This window comes from Rhizobium sp. 05L419 (assembly GCF_056397845.1).
The window spans coordinates 1-18,309 of record NZ_JBFTOF010000048.1 but is presented as its reverse complement, the minus strand read 5'-3'; the positions used below and the strand labels follow the sequence as shown (position 1 = coordinate 18,309).

Annotated in this window: 16 protein-coding genes and 1 tRNA gene; 2 read left to right on the top strand and 15 right to left on the bottom strand. The window is 58.2% G+C overall.

Translation table 11 applies throughout. The annotated features are described in order from the left end of the window. The 4 genes from AC1DMK_RS30010 to rpsL form a co-directional block, all read right to left on the bottom strand. On the bottom strand, window positions 1–147 hold a 147-nt coding region (locus AC1DMK_RS30010), incomplete at its 3' end, for a GTP-binding protein (protein ID WP_421363080.1). 68 nt (window positions 148–215) lie between these two features. Further along, complete coding sequence (fusA, locus tag AC1DMK_RS30005) at window positions 216–2,315, bottom strand: elongation factor G (protein WP_037068781.1); 2,100 nt, start codon at window positions 2,313–2,315, stop codon at window positions 216–218. Between the two features lie 29 nt (window positions 2,316–2,344). Next, window positions 2,345–2,815: a 30S ribosomal protein S7 gene (rpsG, locus tag AC1DMK_RS30000; RefSeq protein ID WP_037068782.1), complete on the bottom strand. Its 471-nt coding sequence runs from the start codon at window positions 2,813–2,815 to the stop codon at window positions 2,345–2,347. A 77-nt stretch (window positions 2,816–2,892) separates the two neighbouring features. Then, complete coding sequence (gene rpsL, locus AC1DMK_RS29995; RefSeq protein ID WP_018902683.1) at window positions 2,893–3,264, bottom strand: 30S ribosomal protein S12; 372 nt, start codon at window positions 3,262–3,264, stop codon at window positions 2,893–2,895. 484 nt (window positions 3,265–3,748) lie between these two features. On the opposite strand from rpsL, the gene AC1DMK_RS29990 reads away from it, so the two are divergent. Both AC1DMK_RS29990 and AC1DMK_RS29985 read left to right on the top strand, forming a co-directional pair. After that, entirely contained in the window at window positions 3,749–4,042 is a 294-nt protein-coding gene (locus AC1DMK_RS29990; protein ID WP_037068783.1) for a hypothetical protein, read from the top strand. Window positions 4,043–4,050: 8 nt separating this feature from the next. Next, on the top strand, window positions 4,051–4,479 hold the full coding sequence (locus tag AC1DMK_RS29985; RefSeq protein ID WP_477863897.1) for an NUDIX hydrolase: 429 nt from the start codon (window positions 4,051–4,053) through the stop codon (window positions 4,477–4,479). Between the two features lie 122 nt (window positions 4,480–4,601). Here AC1DMK_RS29985 and rpoC read toward each other — a convergent pair whose 3' ends face one another. From rpoC to AC1DMK_RS29930, 11 genes are all read right to left on the bottom strand, one after another. After that, window positions 4,602–8,813 (bottom strand): DNA-directed RNA polymerase subunit beta', encoded by a 4,212-nt coding sequence (gene rpoC / locus AC1DMK_RS29980; protein WP_037068795.1) that lies wholly within the window; start codon window positions 8,811–8,813, stop codon window positions 4,602–4,604. Between the two features lie 187 nt (window positions 8,814–9,000). Then, complete coding sequence (gene rpoB / locus AC1DMK_RS29975; RefSeq protein ID WP_477863896.1) at window positions 9,001–13,140, bottom strand: DNA-directed RNA polymerase subunit beta; 4,140 nt, start codon at window positions 13,138–13,140, stop codon at window positions 9,001–9,003. 258 nt (window positions 13,141–13,398) lie between these two features. After that, the gene (gene rplL, locus AC1DMK_RS29970) at window positions 13,399–13,776 is read right to left on the bottom strand and encodes a 50S ribosomal protein L7/L12 (protein ID WP_037068785.1); all 378 of its coding nucleotides are present in this window, start codon (window positions 13,774–13,776) and stop codon (window positions 13,399–13,401) included. A 58-nt stretch (window positions 13,777–13,834) separates the two neighbouring features. Beyond that, window positions 13,835–14,353, bottom strand: a complete 519-nt coding sequence (gene rplJ, locus AC1DMK_RS29965; protein WP_037068786.1) for a 50S ribosomal protein L10 — start codon at window positions 14,351–14,353, stop codon at window positions 13,835–13,837. A gap of 329 nt (window positions 14,354–14,682) precedes the next feature. Further along, the gene (gene rplA / locus AC1DMK_RS29960; protein WP_037068787.1) at window positions 14,683–15,375 is read right to left on the bottom strand and encodes a 50S ribosomal protein L1; all 693 of its coding nucleotides are present in this window, start codon (window positions 15,373–15,375) and stop codon (window positions 14,683–14,685) included. 4 nt (window positions 15,376–15,379) lie between these two features. Beyond that, a complete protein-coding gene (gene rplK, locus AC1DMK_RS29955; RefSeq protein WP_037068788.1) occupies window positions 15,380–15,811 on the bottom strand; it encodes a 50S ribosomal protein L11 in 432 nt (143 codons plus the stop codon). A gap of 141 nt (window positions 15,812–15,952) precedes the next feature. Continuing rightward, a complete protein-coding gene (gene nusG, locus AC1DMK_RS29950) occupies window positions 15,953–16,483 on the bottom strand; it encodes a transcription termination/antitermination protein NusG (protein ID WP_037068790.1) in 531 nt (176 codons plus the stop codon). A gap of 17 nt (window positions 16,484–16,500) precedes the next feature. Continuing rightward, window positions 16,501–16,701, bottom strand: coding sequence for a preprotein translocase subunit SecE (secE, locus tag AC1DMK_RS29945; protein WP_037068792.1), 201 nt, complete (start codon window positions 16,699–16,701; stop codon window positions 16,501–16,503). Window positions 16,702–16,888: 187 nt separating this feature from the next. Beyond that, window positions 16,889–16,964: transfer RNA gene (locus tag AC1DMK_RS29940), tRNA-Trp, on the bottom strand. A 139-nt stretch (window positions 16,965–17,103) separates the two neighbouring features. Continuing rightward, window positions 17,104–17,997: an NAD-dependent epimerase/dehydratase family protein gene (locus AC1DMK_RS29935; RefSeq protein WP_037068793.1), complete on the bottom strand. Its 894-nt coding sequence runs from the start codon at window positions 17,995–17,997 to the stop codon at window positions 17,104–17,106. 168 nt (window positions 17,998–18,165) lie between these two features. Beyond that, window positions 18,166–18,309: EF-Tu C-terminal domain-related protein (locus AC1DMK_RS29930; protein ID WP_477863898.1), on the bottom strand; the 144-nt coding region annotated here is incomplete at its 5' end.

The window sequence follows — 18,309 nt, the reverse complement described above, 5'->3', positions numbered from 1 at the left end:
CGGGGCAGCGTCGATCTGGTCGTACGCCTTGTACTCGCCGAAATACTTCGTGATCGCTGCCGTCAGAGACGTCTTGCCGTGGTCAACGTGGCCGATCGTGCCGATGTTAACGTGCGGCTTGTTGCGCTCAAACTTACTCTTTGCCATTTCGGCTCTCCATTCTTCCTAGTCCCCGGGGGGAGCTAATTCTTGTTATCGGTCAAGTGGTATTCCGGTCACTTCTGACCGGAATACTTTGCCTGGATCTCGGTTGCGACGTTCGACGGGACCGGCGAGTAATGATCGAAGGTCATCGTGTACTGAGCGCGGCCCTGCGACATGGAGCGCAGGTTGTCGACGTACTTGAACATATTCGCCAGCGGGACGTTCGCGTTGATGACAACTGCGATACCGCGGCTTTCCTGGCCCTGGATCTGACCACGACGGGAGTTCAGGTCGCCGATGACGTCGCCGACGTAGTCTTCCGGGGTCACGACTTCGACCTTCATCATCGGCTCGAGCAGCTGAGCGCCCGCCTTCTTGGCTGCTTCACGGAAGCAAGCGCGCGAGGCGATTTCGAACGCCAGAACGGACGAGTCAACATCGTGGAAAGCACCGTCGATGAGCGTCGCCTTGACGCCGAGCATCGGGAAGCCCGCCAGCGGGCCGGAAGACAGAACGCTTTCGATACCCTTTTGAACGCCGGGAATGTATTCCTTCGGAATAGAACCACCAACGATCTTGGATTCGAACTTGAATTCGTCGCCATCCGGGTTCGGTTCGAAGATGATCTTGACGCGAGCGAACTGACCGGTACCACCGGACTGCTTCTTGTGCGTGTAGTCTTCTTCGTGCTGGCGCGTGATCGTTTCGCGATAGGCAACCTGCGGAGCACCGACGGTTGCTTCTACCTTGAATTCGCGACGCATACGGTCAACCAGAATGTCGAGGTGAAGCTCGCCCATGCCAGCAATGATCGTCTGACCAGATTCCTGGTCGGTCTTGACGCGGAACGAAGGGTCTTCTGCAGCCAGGCGGTTGAGCGCGAGGCCCATCTTTTCCTGGTCGCCCTTGGTCTTCGGCTCGATTGCGATCTGGATGACCGGCTCGGGGAATTCCATGCGCTCGAGGATAACCGGCTTCAGCGGGTCGCAGAGCGTATCGCCAGTGGTGGTTTCCTTGAGGCCTGCCAAAGCAACGATGTCGCCTGCGAAGGCTTCTTCGATGTCTTCACGCGAGTTCGAGTGCATCTGCAGCATACGGCCGACGCGCTCGCGCTTGTCCTTGACCGTGTTCATGACCGACGTGCCCTTTTCGAGCTTGCCAGAGTAGATACGCGCAAAAGTGAGCGAACCGACGAACGGGTCGTTCATGATTTTGAACGCAAGCATCGACAGCGGCTCTTCATCCGACGGATGGCGCTCGATTTCGGCTTCGGTCTTCACGTCGATACCCTTGATAGAAGGAATATCGAGCGGCGAAGGCAGATAGTCGCAAACGGCGTCGAGCAGAGGCTGAACACCCTTGTTCTTGAAAGCCGTGCCGCAGAACATCGGATGGAACTTGACGTCGATCGTGCCGCGGCGAACGAGAGCGCGGATCTTGTCGTTGTCCGGCATGATGCCTTCGAGGTAGGCTTCGGTCGCTGCTTCGTCGATCTCGACAACGGTCTCGATCAGCTTTTCGCGATATTCTTCAGCCTTGGCCTTCATGTCTTCCGGGATTTCAACGACATCCCACTGTGCGCCGAGCGATTCGTCGCGCCAGATGAGCGCGTTCATCTCGATCAGATCGATAACACCCTTGAACTCGGTTTCTGCGCCGATCGGCAGCTGCATGACAACAGCCGTTGCGCCGAGACGGGTCTTGATCATCTCGACAGAGCGGTAGAAGTCCGCACCGGTCTTGTCCATCTTGTTGCAGAAGATCATGCGCGGAACGTTGTACTTCTCAGCCTGACGCCAGACGGTTTCCGTCTGCGGCTCTACGCCGGCGTTGGCATCGAGAAGAGCAATAGCACCGTCGAGAACGCGCAGCGAACGCTCGACTTCGATCGTGAAGTCGACGTGGCCGGGTGTGTCGATGATGTTGAAGCGGCGCATTTTGCCGTCACGACCCTTCCAGTAGGTCGTCGTGGCAGCGGAGGTGATCGTGATGCCACGCTCCTGCTCCTGCTCCATCCAGTCCATCGTGGCCGCGCCATCGTGCACTTCGCCGATCTTGTGCGACTTGCCGGTGTAGTAAAGGATACGCTCGGTCGTCGTCGTTTTGCCAGCGTCGATGTGCGCCATGATACCGAAATTGCGGTAGTCTTCGATTTTATATTCGCGAGCCATAATGGACTGCCTTTCGATACCGTTCGGAATTACCAGCGATAGTGAGAGAACGCACGGTTGGCATCAGCCATCTTGTGCGTGTCTTCGCGCTTCTTGACGGCGCTACCGCGGTTGTTGGATGCATCGAGAAGCTCGCCGGAAAGGCGATCGACCATGGTCGTTTCATTGCGTTTGCGGGCAGCAGCGATCAGCCAGCGAATAGCGAGAGCCTGACGGCGCTCCGGACGAACGTCGACCGGAACCTGGTATGTCGCACCACCAACGCGACGCGAACGGACTTCAACGTGCGGGGCAATATTATCAAGCGCAGCATGGAACACGATGAGCGGCTCCTGCTTGGACTTGCCCTGTACGGAGTCGAACGCACCGTAGACGATGCTCTCAGCTACCGACTTCTTGCCATCAAGCATGATGGCATTCATGAACTTCGTGACGATCAGATCGCCGAACTTCGGGTCCGGGTTGATCTCGCGCTTTTCTGCTCTGTGACGTCTGGACATACTTCTCGTCTCTTAACCGTTAAGGCGCTTTATCACGCGGAGGACCTCACGCAGCGCCGGATTTCTAAAAACCCGAATTACTTCGGACGCTTCGCACCATACTTGGAGCGGCGCTGCTTGCGGTTCTTGACACCCTGGGTATCGAGAACGCCGCGGATGATGTGGTAACGGACACCCGGAAGGTCCTTCACGCGGCCGCCACGGATCATGACGACAGAGTGTTCCTGAAGGTTGTGACCTTCGCCAGGAATGTAACCGATGACTTCAAAGCCATTGGTCAGGCGGATCTTTGCGACCTTACGCAGAGCCGAGTTCGGCTTCTTCGGGGTCGTCGTGTAGACGCGGGTGCAAACACCACGCTTCTGCGGGTTTTCCTGCAGAGCAGGAACCTTGTTACGCTTTACGTTCGGCTGGCGCGGCTTGCGGATCAGCTGGTTTACGGTAGGCATTCAACCATCCCTTACGTTTATATCTCAGACCCTTGCGGGGGTAACTCGCGCCGTCTCCGGCAAGATCACACGCTTGTATCAATGCGCAAAACGTGGCCCGATCCGTTTTCACAGATGGACCACAGAGAGCAGAGGACGCAAAAGAAATGCGTCATGCGTGCAGGCAACATATCTTCAACGTGCGTTTCGAACCTTGTTTGAGGTGATCTCCAGGGCGTGCCGCCCCGGATGGCCATGCCTCACATGGGTTCCGATGGCGCGGGTACTACTGGTTTCCCGTCGTCTCGTCAAGGCTGTTAAGAAATAATCTTCGCTGGAACGCCTTGAAACGCGGCCTTTCAGCCCTCTTTTGAGGCTTTTAGACAAATTCGGCGGGAGTAGCCAAGATAAACTTGGGCATTGCGGCGAAAGCCGCTAAGGAATCAAAAAATGCACACGCCAAGCGCCTGAAAACAGATTCAAATCTAGAATCGAAGGACAGAGAATGATTACTAACCCCGACAACGACAACAATACCGAAGGTCCGATGGTTTTCATCATCATCGGGAAAGGATATGAGTCCGATGCCAGCGAGGGCGTCGACCTCCATATCATGCTGAAGGCTGCCGACGACGACAGTGCCGTGCGCGAGGCGCTCAACGCGCTCGCCGAAGAAGGATTCATCGAGGCCGATCTCGACCAGATCGGCATGCTGACGGAGATCCCGGAGGCGGAGCCACACGCTTCCGCCTATCAGGGTGCCGTCGAAGGCGAAGTCGCGATCATTCGCTTCAGCTGAATTCATCGATGAAGCCTGATGCGTCGAAGGTGCTCATCTATGCGACCTGGCGCGACCGGATTCTTGTTTTCGACGAGCCCGGCTTCCCGGAAGTCCTGTGGCAGGTGCCGGGCGGCACTGTCGAAGCCGACGAGGACGTGGCGGAGGCAGCCAGCCGCGAATTCCACGAGGAAACGGGACTGATGCCGCCAGCCGCCCCCCACCCGCTTTCCGTTCATGATTATCGGTTTTCAAAGAGCGGCAGAGAGATCTGCCACCGCCGCCACTATTTCCATGTCGTTCTCGTCGGCGAGCAGCCGTCCACGTGGCTCCATCGGGAACTGACCCCATTTGATGGTGGCGAGCCTATCCTGTTCCGATTCTTCTGGATCAGCCTTGCAGAGGCGAGAGCGAGTCTCGGCTATGGCATGGAGCATTCCCTGCCCTTGATCGGCTGAAGGCTCCCGCGGGGCCATCAGCCGATCAAGGTGCCCCACCCTACCCACCGACGAAAAAACCGCCCGGATCGCTCCGGGCGGTTTCAATTTGCTGGACACTGATTGCTCGGCGGGGCTGCCGATTATTCGGCAGCCGGAGCGCTTTCGCTGGCGAGGTCCTGGAGCATTGGGGTTGCAACTTCTGCACCCGTGCCCTTGCGGCGCTCTTCCAGGATCATCTCATCACGCGATGTCGCGATACGGCGGATCTGGGTCATGGTACCGCCGGTACCGGCCGGGATCAGACGGCCGACGATGACGTTTTCCTTCAGACCCTGCAGGCCGTCGGTCTTACCGGCGATCGCAGCTTCCGTCAGCACCTTGGTCGTTTCCTGGAAGGAGGCGGCAGAGATGAAGGACGGCGTCTGCAGCGATGCCTTGGTGATGCCGAGCAGAACCGGATCGCCGTAGGCAGGCTTCTTGCCCTGTTCGATCAGGCCGTCGTTGACGTCTTCGAGCTCGATACGGTCGACGTTGTCGCCGACGATATAGGTCGAGTCGCCTGCATCGGTGATTTCCACCTTCTGCAGCATCTGACGGACAATCACTTCGATGTGCTTGTCGTTGATGACAACGCCCTGCAAGCGGTAGACTTCCTGAATTTCGTTCACGAGGTAGGAAGCCAGAGCCTCCACGCCCTTGATCGCCAGGATGTCGTGCGGAGCCGGGTTGCCGTCGAGGATGTAATCACCCTTTTCGATGTAGTCGCCTTCCTGAAGGTGGAAGGGCTTGCCCTTCGGAATCAGGTATTCGACAGGCTCGACACCGTCTTCCGCCGGCTCGATGATGACGCGACGCTTGTTCTTGTAGTCGCGGCCGAGGCGGATCGTACCATCGATCTCAGCGATGATGGCATGGTCCTTCGGACGACGAGCTTCGAACAGTTCGGCAACACGCGGCAGACCACCGGTGATGTCCTTGGTCTTGGCGCTTTCCAGCGGCGAACGTGCAAGCACGTCACCCTGGGAAACCTTCTGACCCGGCTCGACCGACAGGATCGCGTCGACCGATAGCTGGAAGCGTGCATCGGCACCGCGCGGCAGCTTCATGACGTTGCCGCTGGCATCCTTGACGACGATTGCCGGCTTGAGGTCCGAACCGCGCGGGGTCGAACGCCAGTCGATAACCTGACGCTTGGTGATACCGGTGGATTCGTCGGTCGCTTCGAGAACCGAGAGACCGTCGATGACATCTTCGAACTGAACGGTACCCGCCACTTCCGTCATCATCGGACGTGTGTAGGGGTCCCACTCTGCCAGACGCTGACCGCGCTTGACCTTGTCGCCTTCGTCGACGTGCAACTTCGAACCGTAAGCAACGCGCTGCGAGGAGCGCTCTACGCCGCGTTCGTCCAGGATCTGGACGGTCATGTTGCGGCCCATGGCGACAAGAACGCCGTCCGAGTTACGCAGCATGTTGCGGTTCTTCATCTGCACCGTACCTTCGTACGACGCTTCGAGGAACGACTGGTCGACCACCGTCGCCGTACCGCCCAAGTGGAAGGTACGCATGGTGAGCTGGGTGCCAGGTTCACCGATCGACTGTGCGGCGATGACGCCGACAGCTTCGCCCATGTTGACCGGCGTACCGCGAGCAAGGTCGCGGCCGTAGCAGACGGCGCAAACTCCGGTCTGGATCTCGCAGGTCAGCGCCGAGCGAATACGGATCGACTGGATACCAGCCTTCTCGATCTCGATGACGTCAGGCTCGAGGATCATCTTGCCGGCATCGACGATGCGCTCGCCGGTGACCGGATGATCGATATCATCGAGCGCGGTACGACCGAGAATACGGACACCGATGGAAGCAACAACCTGACCGGCATCGACGATGGCAGTCATGGTGAGGCCGGTATCGGTACCGCAATCGACCGAGTTGACGATGCAGTCCTGCGCGACGTCGACGAGACGGCGCGTCAGGTAACCAGAGTTTGCCGTCTTCAAAGCGGTGTCTGCCAGACCCTTACGGGCACCGTGCGTCGAGTTGAAGTACTCGTTGACGGTCAGGCCTTCCTTGAAGTTCGAGGTGATCGGCGTTTCGATGATTTCGCCCGACGGCTTGGCCATGAGGCCCCGCATGCCGCCCAGCTGACGCATCTGGTTCGGAGAACCACGGGCGCCGGAGTGCGACATCATGTAGATGGCGTTCATCGGCTTCTGACGACCGGTGGTCTTGTCGAATTCGACGGCCTTAATGCGGGCCATCATGTCTTCGGCGACCTTCTCGGTGGCCTTGCCCCAGGCGTCGACGACCTTGTTGTACTTTTCGCCCTGGGTGATCAGGCCGTCATTGTACTGCTGTTCGTATTCCTTCACCAGATTTTCGGTGTCACCGACGATCTTCGCCTTGGTTTCAGGAATGACCATGTCGTCCTTGCCGAACGAAATGCCAGCGCGGCAGGCATGGCCGAAGCCGAGCTGCATGATGCGGTCGCAGAAAATGACTGTGTCCTTCTGGCCGCAATGGCGATAGACCGCGTCGATCATCTTGGAGATGTTCTTCTTGGTCATTTCCTGGTTGCAGATGTCGAAGGTGACCTTGCCGTTCTTGGGCAGAAGTTCGCCGATGAGCAGACGGCCAGGCGTCGTTTCATAGATCTTCGAGTACGGCTTGCCATCTTCGTCGATCGACTTGAAGCGGCCGCGGATCTTAGTGTGCAGCGTCACGACCTTGGTTTCGAGCGCATGATGCAGCTCGCCGAGGTCGGAGAACGCCATGCCTTCGCCCGGCTCGTTCTGATTCATGATCGAGAGGTAATAGAGACCCAGAACCATGTCCTGCGACGGAACGATGATCGGTGCACCGTTGGCCGGGTGCAGGATGTTGTTCGTCGACATCATCAGAACGCGGGCTTCGAGCTGGGCTTCAAGCGATAGCGGCACGTGAACCGCCATCTGGTCACCGTCGAAGTCGGCGTTGAAGGCCGTGCAGACAAGCGGATGCAGCTGGATCGCCTTGCCTTCAACCAGGATAGGTTCGAAGGCCTGGATGCCCAGGCGGTGCAGCGTCGGTGCGCGGTTCAGGAGAACCGGGTGCTCGCGGATGACCTCGTCGAGGATATCCCAAACTTCCGGCTTTTCCTTTTCAACCAGCTTCTTGGCCTGCTTGACGGTCGAGGAGTAACCCTTGGCGTCGAGGCGGGCGTAGATGAACGGCTTGAACAGCTCGAGCGCCATCTTCTTCGGCAGACCGCACTGGTGCAGCTTCAGTTCCGGGCCGGTCACGATGACCGAACGGCCGGAATAGTCGACGCGCTTGCCGAGCAGGTTCTGACGGAAGCGGCCCTGCTTGCCCTTGAGCATGTCGGACAGCGACTTCAGCGGACGCTTGTTGGCGCCGGTGATGACACGGCCGCGGCGGCCGTTGTCGAACAGCGCATCGACCGATTCCTGCAGCATGCGCTTTTCGTTGCGGATAATGATACCCGGCGCACGAAGCTCGATCAGGCGCTTCAGACGGTTGTTACGGTTGATGACGCGGCGATAGAGATCGTTCAGGTCGGAGGTCGCGAAACGACCGCCGTCGAGCGGCACGAGCGGACGCAGATCCGGCGGAATGACCGGAACGACCTTCATGATCATCCATTCGGGACGGTTGCCCGACTCCATGAAGTTCTCGACGATCTTCAGGCGCTTCATCAGCTTCTTCTGCTTGAGATCCGACGTGGTGTCGGCGAGATCGGAGCGAAGGTCGCCCGCGATCTTCTCAAGGTTCATCGAGGCCAGCATCTCATAGATTGCTTCGGCGCCGATCATGGCCGTGAACTGGTCTTCGCCGTATTCGTCAACGGCCAGCATGTATTCTTCTTCCGAGAGGAGCTGGTGCTCCTTAAGGGCGGTCAGGCCCGGCTCGGTGACAATATAGTTTTCGAAGTAGAGAACGCGCTCCACATCCTTCAGAGTCATGTCCAGCAGCGTCGAGATGCGGCTTGGCAGCGACTTCAGGAACCAGATATGGGCAACCGGAGCGGCGAGCTCGATGTGGCCCATACGCTCACGGCGAACGCGCGACAGCGTGACTTCAACGCCGCACTTTTCGCAGATGATGCCCTTGTACTTCATGCGCTTGTACTTGCCGCACAGGCACTCGTAGTCCTTGATCGGGCCAAAGATGCGCGCGCAGAAAAGACCATCGCGTTCCGGCTTGAACGTACGATAGTTGATCGTTTCCGGCTTCTTGATCTCACCATAAGACCAGGAGAGAATCTTCTCCGGAGACGCAATCGAAATCCGGATGGAATCGAAATTCTGCGCAGGCACCTGCGGATTGAAAAGATTCATGACCTCTTGGTTCATGCCTGTCTCCTTCATGGGCTTAGCGCCCTCAAACTGCGATGGTCGGCGGCAATTCCCGGGCGCCGCGCCATAGCAAAAAACGACAATAACCGCAAAATGCGGCGAAATCGTCCCTGCCCGGCCGACACGATACGGGGCCCGAGCGGGAACGGTGTGCGCTGCAGGACAGCGCACACCCTATCAATGGTTACTCGGCAGCGTCCGGCAGCTGGCCTGCCTGCTGCTCGTCGAGCTTCGAGTTCTCGAGTTCGACGGAGAGACCCAACGAGCGCATCTCCTTGACGAGAACGTTGAAGCTTTCCGGAATACCGGCTTCGAACGTATCGTCGCCCCGGACGATGGCTTCGTAGACCTTGGTACGGCCGGCGACGTCGTCCGACTTCACCGTCAGCATTTCCTGCAGCGTATAGGCTGCACCGTACGCTTCCAGAGCCCAGACTTCCATTTCGCCGAAGCGCTGACCGCCGAACTGCGCCTTGCCGCCCAGCGGCTGCTGGGTAACGAGCGAGTAAGGACCGATCGACCGGGCGTGGATCTTGTCGTCGACCAGGTGGTTCAGCTTCAGCATGTAGATGTAGCCAACCGTGACCTGGCGGTCGAACTGCTCGCCGGTACGGCCGTCGTACAGCGTCGACTGACCGCTCTCCTTGAGACCGGCCAGAGCAAGCATGTCGTTGACATCACCTTCATGCGCACCGTCGAAGACTGGAGTTGCAATCGAAACACCGCGCTTCCACTGGTCGGCCAGACGCAGGACCGAGTCGTCGTCGAAGTCCTTGACCTGTTCGGCCTTCGGACCGTCGCCGACAACGTCGCCGATCGTCTTGCGCAGCGGCTCGATGTTGCCGTTGGCCTTGTAGGCCTCGATCAGTTCACCGATCTGGCGACCCATGCCAGCGCAAGCCCAGCCAAGGTGCGTCTCGAGAATCTGACCAACGTTCATGCGCGAAGGCACGCCCAGCGGGTTCAGAACGACGTCGACGTGCGTACCATCTTCCAGGAACGGCATGTCTTCGACCGGCACGATACGCGACACGACACCCTTGTTGCCGTGACGGCCGGCCATCTTGTCGCCTGGCTGGATCTTGCGCTTCACAGCGACGAAGACCTTGACCATCTTCATGACGCCCGGAGGCATTTCGTCGCCACGCTGGACTTTCTCGACCTTATCCATGAAGCGCTGTTCTAGGCGCGACTTGGACTCGTCGTACTGGCCGCGCAGAGCTTCGAGTTCGCTCTGGACTTTCTCGTCTTCGACCGCGAACATCCACCACTGCGAGCGGGGATATTCGGAGACGACGGCGTTCGCCAGCTCGGTGCCCTTCTTGAAGCCCTTCGGGCCTGCGATAGCGACCTGACCTCGGAGCATGTCGACCAGACGGCCGTAGACGTTGCGGTCGAGGATCGCCTGCTCGTCGTCGCGGTCCTTTGCAAGACGCTCGATTTCTTCGCGCTCGATGGCCATCGCACGTTCGTCTTTTTCAACGCCGTGGCGGTTGAAGACGCGCACTTCGACAATCGTTCCGTAGGTGCCCGGAGGCATACGCATGGACGTATCGCGGACGTCGGACGCCTTTTCGCCGAAGATGGCGCGCAGAAGTTTTTCTTCCGGCGTCATCGGGCTTTCGCCCTTCGGCGTGATCTTGCCGACGAGGATATCGCCCGGCTGAACTTCCGCGCCGATGTAGACGATGCCGGCTTCGTCGAGGTTCTTCAGCGCTTCTTCCGACACGTTCGGAATGTCGCGCGTGATTTCTTCCGGACCAAGCTTGGTGTCACGCGCCATCACTTCGAATTCTTCGATGTGGATGGAGGTGAACACGTCGTCAGCAACGATACGCTCGGAGAGCAGGATCGAGTCTTCGTAGTTGTAACCGTTCCACGGCATGAATGCGACGAGCGCATTGCGGCCGAGAGCGAGATCGCCCAGATCCGTGGACGGACCGTCGGCGAGGATGTCGCCGCGGTTGACCTCGTCACCGACGGTGACCAGCGGACGCTGGTTTACGCAGGTGTTCTGGTTCGAGCGCTGGAACTTCTGCAGACGGTAGATATCGACGCCGGACTTGCCCGCTTCGAGGTCTTCCGTCGCACGGATAACGATACGCGTCGCGTCGACCTGGTCGACCACGCCGCCGCGACGGGCGCCGATAGCAGCACCGGAGTCGCGAGCAACGACCGGTTCCATGCCGGTGCCGACGAACGGTGCCTCAGCACGCAGCAGAGGCACGGCCTGACGCTGCATGTTCGAGCCCATCAGAGCGCGGTTCGCGTCGTCGTTTTCCAGGAACGGGATCAGAGCGGCAGCAACCGAAACGACCTGCTTCGGCGAGACGTCCATCAGGTTCATGCTGTCGCGCGGAGCGAGCATAACTTCGCCGGCGTGACGGCAAACAACGAACTCGTCGACGAAGGAGCCTTCCTTGTCGAGTTCGGCGTTGGCCTGTGCGACGTAGTACTTCGCCTCTTCCATTGCGGAGAGGTAAAGAACGTCGCTCGTCACCTTGCCGTCAACGATACGGCGGTACGGGCTTTCGATGAAGCCGTACTTGTTGACGCGTGCGAAGGTCGCGAGGCTGTTGATCAGACCGATGTTCGGGCCTTCCGGCGTCTCGATCGGGCAAATACGGCCGTAGTGGGTCGGATGAACGTCGCGCACTTCGAAACCGGCGCGCTCACGGGTCAGACCACCCGGGCCAAGTGCCGAAAGACGACGCTTGTGGGTGATTTCCGACAGCGGGTTGACCTGGTCCATGAACTGCGAGAGCTGCGAGGAGCCGAAGAATTCACGAACTGCCGCAGCTGCCGGCTTCGCGTTGATCAGGTCCTGCGGCATGACCGTGTCGATTTCGATCGAGGACATACGTTCCTTGATCGCGCGCTCCATGCGAAGCAGGCCGAGACGGTACTGGTTTTCCATCAATTCGCCGACCGAGCGAACACGGCGGTTGCCGAGGTTGTCGATGTCGTCGATTTCGCCCTTGCCGTCGCGCAGTTCGACAAGCATCTTGACCACGGCCAGAATGTCGTCCTTGCGCAGGATGCGGACGGTGTCTTCGACGTCGAGGTCGAGACGCATGTTCATCTTCACGCGGCCAACGGCGGAGAGATCGTAACGCTCCGCATCGAAGAACAGCGAGTTGAACATGGCTTCGGCCGATTCCATGGTCGGCGGCTCACCCGGACGCATGACGCGGTAGATGTCGAACAGAGCGTCCTGGCGGTTCTCGTTCTTGTCTGCGTTCAAGGTGTTGCGGATGTAGGCACCGACGTTGATGTGGTCGATACCGAGAACCGGGATCTCATCGAAGCCGTTGGCGAGGATGATCGGCAGGCTCTTTTCGTCGATTTCGTCGCCGGCCTCGAGGTAGATTTCACCCGTCGAGTAATTGACGATGTCTTCGGCGAGGAAGTTGCCGTACAGGTCTTCGTCGGTCGCCTTCAGTGCCTTGAGGCCCTTGTCGGACAGTGTGCGAAGCAGACGCGGGGTCAGCTTCTTGCCGCCTTCGACAACGACTTCGCCGGTGTCGGCATCGACCATGTCGGTGATGGTCTTCGCACCCTTCAGGGTCTCAGGCGTAAACGGAATACGCCAGCCCTTGCCGTCGCGGGCATAATTCGACTTCGTATAGAACGTCGACAGGATTTCCTCGCCGTCCATGCCGAGCGCCATCAGCAGCGACGTCACCGGCAACTTGCGGCGGCGGTCGATACGGGCGTAGACGATGTCCTTGGCGTCGAACTCGATGTCGAGCCACGAACCGCGGTAAGGAATGACGCGAGCAGCAAAGAGCAGCTTGCCGGAAGAATGGCTCTTGCCCTTGTCGTGGTCGAAGAAGACGCCCGGCGAACGGTGCATCTGGGACACGATAACGCGCTCGGTGCCGTTCACGATGAACGTACCGTTGTTCGTCATGAGCGGCATGTCGCCCATGTAAACGCTCTGTTCCTTGATGTCCTTGATGGACTTCGCGCCCGTATCCTCGTCGATATCGAACACGATGAGACGGAGAGTAACCTTCAGCGGCGCGGCGTAGGTGAGGTCGCGCTGGCGGCATTCATCGACGTCGAACTTCGGCGGTTCGAACTCATAGGACACGAATTCCAGCATCGAAGCGCCGGAAAAATCCGTGATCGGGAAAACGGACTTGAAGACGGCCTGAAGGCCCTCATCAGGGCGACCGCCCTTGGGCTCTTCAACCATCAGGAACTGATCATACGATGCCTTCTGAACCTCGATGAGGTTCGGCATCTCTGCTACTTCTGGAATCTTACCGAAAAACTTGCGTACGCGCCTACGACCATTGAACGAAAGGGTCTGAGCCATCGTCGCTCCTTCAAAAATTGCATCCGGGCCTGCAACGGACGGGAACCGATGGCCAGTCGACCCCGTCAATCAATGAGTAGTCCAATCTCGTCTCACTTCCCGAAACTGCGAGGCCGGAGTGCCTACACGTTTCGGTTCGAGACCATCCTCTTGAAGAACCCATTACCCAAAAGCMGGTTTCACGCGGCTTTTGGGTAATTCGTTCAAAAAACGGCAAATGGGAGGCAGGAAAATCTGCCTCCCAAATGCAGTTCAAGATTACTTAACGTCGGCCTTTGCGCCGGCGTCTTCAAGCTTCTTCTTGATGTCAGCAGCTTCAGCCTTGGAAACAGCTTCCTTGACAGCCTTCGGAGCGCCTTCGACGAGGTCCTTGGCTTCCTTGAGGCCGAGGCCCGTGATAGCGCGGACTTCCTTGATGACGTTGATCTTGTTGGCACCAGCTTCAACCAGAATAACGTCGAATTCAGTCTTTTCTTCTTCAACGACAGCAGCAGCGCCGCCGCCAGCAGCGGCAGCAACAGCTACCGGAGCAGCAGCAGAAACGCCCCACTTTTCTTCAAGAAGCTTGGACAGTTCTGCGGCTTCCAGAACGGTCAGCGTGGAGAGGTCGTCTACGATCTTTGCGAGATCAGCCATTTTATCAGTTCCTTTTGTTCGGTTCGAACCGGTTATCTATAAACAGCGAAAAACCGCCTTACGCGGCTTCGTCCTTCTTGGCATAAGCCGAGAACACGCGAGCAAGCTGGCTTGCCGGTGCTGCAACAACGCTTGCGATGCGGGTAGCCGGTGTCTGGATCATGCCCAGCAGCTTCGCACGCAGTTCGTCCAACGACGGCAGGGTCGCAAGCGACTTGACTGCATCGGCGTTGAGCGTGGTTGTTCCCATGGCGCCGCCCAGTACAACGATCTTGTCGTTGCCCTTGGCGAAATCCACGACGACTTTCGGAGCGGTGATCGGATCGACGCTATAAGCGATCAGCGTCTGACCTGTGAAGAGATTTGAAATCCCTTCCGCTTCCGTACCCTGAAGGGCGATCTTGGCCAGGCGGTTCTTCGCGACTTTGACGGTGCCGCCAGCAGCGCGCATCTTCGAACGAAAATCGTTCATCTGCGCGACTGTAGCACCAGCATAGTGGGCCACGACAACCGAGCCCGAAGCCTTGAAGACTTCGTTCAGTTCCGTGACGAATTCGCGTTTTTCCGCTCTTTCCACTGCCTATCTCCAGTTGGCGGGACCGTGAAACGGACCCACCGGGTTGCCTTTGCCTCCTGGGATCAGAATAGATCCCAAGCGACGCTTGAGGATCCTGTCCCCTCGCGCTCCGCGCCAGAAAGGCTAAGAGGCACAAGGCATCCAAGGCTCGAACCAAATCCATCGAAGCAGAGCTTCATGCAATTCGGGTCTTACCCGTCTCATGCAGGCCAAGTGATTAAGGGAAAACCACCTGCAATCTCGGACAGGATTCCGGATTTCTCCGGAATATTCCGGCCCCTTGCGAGGCCGGAATTCTTTGAACCGGACCGAAGCCCGGGAAAACTTGTTTAAGCGGCCGTAACGGACGACGGGTCGATCTTGACGCCCGGACCCATGGTCGAAGAGATCGCTACGCGCTTGACGTAGTGGCCCTTTGCGCCAGCCGGCTTTGCCTTGATGACTGCGTCGGCGAAAGCCTTGATGTTTTCTTCAAGAGCCTTGGCGTCGAACGAAGCCTTGCCGATGCCGGCGTGGATGATACCAGCCTTCTCGACACGGAACTCGACAGCGCCGCCCTTCGAAGCCTTTACGGCGCCAGCAACGTCCATCGTGACAGTTCCGACCTTCGGGTTCGGCATCATGCCACGCGGGCCGAGAACCTTACCGAGGCGACCGACGAGCGGCATCATGTCAGGGGTCGCGATGCAGCGATCGAAGTCGATCTTGCCGCCCTGAACGATTTCGACAAGCTCTTCAGCGCCGACGATGTCAGCACCAGCAGCCTTGGCTTCATCAGCCTTGACGCCACGAGCGAAGACAGCAACGCGAACGTCGCGGCCCGTGCCGTTCGGCAGGTTGACCACGCCGCGGACCATCTGGTCTGCGTGACGCGGATCGACGCCGAGGTTCATTGCAACTTCGATGGTCTCATCGAACTTGGCGACAGCCCGTTCCTTGACCATGCCGATAGCAAGATCGAGGGCGTAGAGCTTTGTAGGATCAACACCTTCGTTGATCTTCTTAGTGCGCTTGCCAGCCATGGTCTTAACCTACCACTTCCAGGCCCATGGCGCGGGCAGAGCCCTCAATCATCGCCATTGCACCTTCGATATTCGCCGCGTTCAGATCCTTCATCTTGGCTTCTGCGATGGCCTTGACCTGAGCCTTGCTCAGCTTGCCAACAGCAGCGCCCTTGCCCGGCGTCTTGGAGCCGGACTGGATCTTTGCTTCCTTCTTGATGAAGTAGCTGACTGGCGGCTGCTTCATGATGAAGGTGAAAGACTTGTCCTGGTAGTAGGTGATGACGACCGGGATCGGCATACCCTTTTCCATTTCCTGCGTAGCAGCGTTGAACGCCTTGCAGAATTCCATAATGTTTACGCCACGCTGACCAAGCGCCGGGCCAATTGGCGGGGACGGGTTTGCCGATCCTGCCTTAACCTGAAGCTTGAGCTGGCCTGCAACTTTCTTAGCCATATCTCTCTGCCTTTCATTGATGACCGGTTACCCGGCCAGTGATGCCGGACTTCTCCGGCGGCTGCGGTTGCGTGGTGCGGATCCAAGGTCCGGCTAAGACCCCTCACCTTCCACGCGGTTCACGGTTTTCACCGCGGCCGATCAGACCTTTTCGACCTGAGCGTATTCCAGTTCGACCGGCGTAGCGCGGCCAAAGATCGACACTTCCACCTTCAGGCGCGAACGCTCTTCGTCCACATCTTGAACCGTGCCGTTGAACGAAGCGAACGGACCATCGGAAACGCGGACCTGCTCGCCGATCTCGAAAGTGACCGAAGACTTCGGACGCTCGACACCTTCCTGAACCTGACCCAGGATGCGTTCCGCCTCGTAGTCAGGAATCGGAACAGGCTTGTTGTCGGAACCGAGAAAGCCCGTGACTTTCGGCGTATTCTTGATCAGGTGGTAAGCTTCATCCGTCAGGTTGGCGCGAACGAGCACATAGCCCGGAAAGAACTTCCGCTCGGAATCGACCTTGCGGCCGCGGCGTACTTCAACCACCTTTTCAGTCGGGACGAGAATCTTTTCAAAAAGATGCTGCAACCCCTTCTGTTTGGCCTTCTCCTCGATGGATTCAGCCACCTTCTTCTCAAAATTCGAATATGCGTGGACGATATACCAACGTGCCGCCATCTTATATCTCCACCCGTTCAGTTGCCGACGTTGAGCACAAAGCCCAGAAGCCAGCCAATGAGCTGGTCAGCAGCAAAGAAGAACAGCGCGGCAAAAACCACCATGACAAGAACCATGACCGTCGAGATCATCGTCTCACGGCGCGACGGCCAAGTAACTTTCGACGTCTCCGTGCGGACCTGCTGTAGAAACGTAAACGGATTAGATTTGGATGCCATCGACTGCCCACGCAATTACGGCGCGTAAAGCTGAACAAATCAGCCCCACGCACCGCGTGTCTGTTGAACCCTACATAAACACCGATTCCCGAATATACAAGAGGGAAACCGAAGCTTAACGAAATTAGCCATAGTCGCCGCCCGGAATGGAACGCTGCGGAAAGCCGCGCTGTCCACTCAAGGAAGATGGCAGGGGCAGTAAGGCTCGAACTTACGACCTGCGGTTTTGGAGACCGCCGCTCTACCAACTGAGCTATACCCCTTTACGCTTTGCATTCAGCCCTTTGACCCGAAAGCCCCGAAGCATGACTGCAAGCATGGGGCTCCTTTAAGGCGGCGGCGCGGGATTGGCAAGTGCGTTTTTCGATTTTTCCAATTCCGCGTCACGCCGCTATGAACCAATCAGACGTTTACATATTTGCGCCAGTCGTGTTCCTCCTTGAAACCCAGCACCTCCCGGATTTTCCGATTGGACAGCAAGCTCTCATACTCACCGATATCGCGCGCGAACGGCACATTCGGAAAGAACCGCCGGGCAAGCTCTCGTGATGGCGTGTTGGCCGAAACGGTGTCGTTTACGGCATTAAACACTTGAAAGCCCAAGCCATCCTTCTCGATGCAGAGATGGCAGATCTGCCCGAGATCCCGGGCATCTATGTAGCTCCAGGCGATTCGCTTTCTCATTTCTGGATTGGCGAAATAGGTCGGGAACTTCTCATACTCGTGCGGTTCGATAACATTTCCGATTCGCAGCGCATAGATGTCGAACCCCGACCGCTCGGCGAAGGCCCGCGCAGTCTTCTCGTTGACGACTTTCGACAAACCGTAAGAGTCCATCGGATTGACGTCGTAGTCCTCTTCCAACGGAAATTGGTGGAAGTCGCGATGCCCTTCGGCAAAGCAGATGCCGTAGGTCGTCTCGCTTGAGGCGACGACAATCTTCCTGATGCCGAGCTTGACCGCCGCTTCGATCACGTTGTACGTGCCCATCGCGTTGATGCGGAACGTCTCATTGTCGGGTTTGATCAATATCCGCGGAATGGCGGCGAAATGAACCACCGCATCATAAGGCTGCACGCCCCTGCCCGCCTCCAGATCCGGAAAGTCACGGTGCATCGAAAGCGCGTTGAAAACCTGGCCGCTATCGGTGATGTCGACGATCAGGTTGGTAACGCCTGGGCTGTCTAGCGGCACGAGATCGACATTGTGAACTTCATACCCAGCGTTGACCAGCCAAGGCACGGCGTGCCGTCCAGCCTTGCCCGAGCCGCCAGTGAAAAGTACGCGCTTTTTCATGATATCCTCCGCCTTTACGAGATCGCGGGATAGATAAAGGCTTTGCCCGCCAGCGCAAGGGAGCGCGGCGTCCTATCGTCGTGGGCAATCCACAATTTGCCATCATCGCAAAGAGAAAGGCCCTGGCGTTTCCGCCAGGGCCTGTACGTGTTCCCGATAACTCGAAGATTACTCGACGATCGAGGCAACGATGCCGGCGCCGACGGTACGGCCGCCTTCGCGGATCGCGAAGCGCAGCTTTTCTTCCATCGCGATCGGAACGATCAGCTCGACGGCAACGGTGACGTTGTCGCCAGGCATAACCATTTCCGT

Coding starts and splice junctions, on each gene's coding strand:
- rpsG (WP_037068782.1), bottom strand. CDS start 2,815: ATGTCCAGACGTCACAGAGCAGAAAAGCGCGAGATCAACCCGGACCCG.
- rplL (WP_037068785.1), bottom strand. CDS start 13,776: ATGGCTGATCTCGCAAAGATCGTAGACGACCTCTCCACGCTGACCGTT.
- rpsL (WP_018902683.1), bottom strand. CDS start 3,264: ATGCCTACCGTAAACCAGCTGATCCGCAAGCCGCGCCAGCCGAACGTA.
- secE (WP_037068792.1), bottom strand. CDS start 16,701: ATGGCATCCAAATCTAATCCGTTTACGTTTCTACAGCAGGTCCGCACG.
- fusA (WP_037068781.1), bottom strand. CDS start 2,315: ATGGCTCGCGAATATAAAATCGAAGACTACCGCAATTTCGGTATCATG.
- rplK (WP_037068788.1), bottom strand. CDS start 15,811: ATGGCTAAGAAAGTTGCAGGCCAGCTCAAGCTTCAGGTTAAGGCAGGA.
- AC1DMK_RS29935 (WP_037068793.1), bottom strand. CDS start 17,997: ATGAAAAAGCGCGTACTTTTCACTGGCGGCTCGGGCAAGGCTGGACGG.
- rpoB (WP_477863896.1), bottom strand. CDS start 13,140: ATGGCTCAGACCCTTTCGTTCAATGGTCGTAGGCGCGTACGCAAGTTT.
- rplA (WP_037068787.1), bottom strand. CDS start 15,375: ATGGCTGGCAAGCGCACTAAGAAGATCAACGAAGGTGTTGATCCTACA.
- AC1DMK_RS29990 (WP_037068783.1), top strand. CDS start 3,749: ATGATTACTAACCCCGACAACGACAACAATACCGAAGGTCCGATGGTT.
- AC1DMK_RS29985 (WP_477863897.1), top strand. CDS start 4,051: ATGAAGCCTGATGCGTCGAAGGTGCTCATCTATGCGACCTGGCGCGAC.
- nusG (WP_037068790.1), bottom strand. CDS start 16,483: ATGGCGGCACGTTGGTATATCGTCCACGCATATTCGAATTTTGAGAAG.
- rpoC (WP_037068795.1), bottom strand. CDS start 8,813: ATGAACCAAGAGGTCATGAATCTTTTCAATCCGCAGGTGCCTGCGCAG.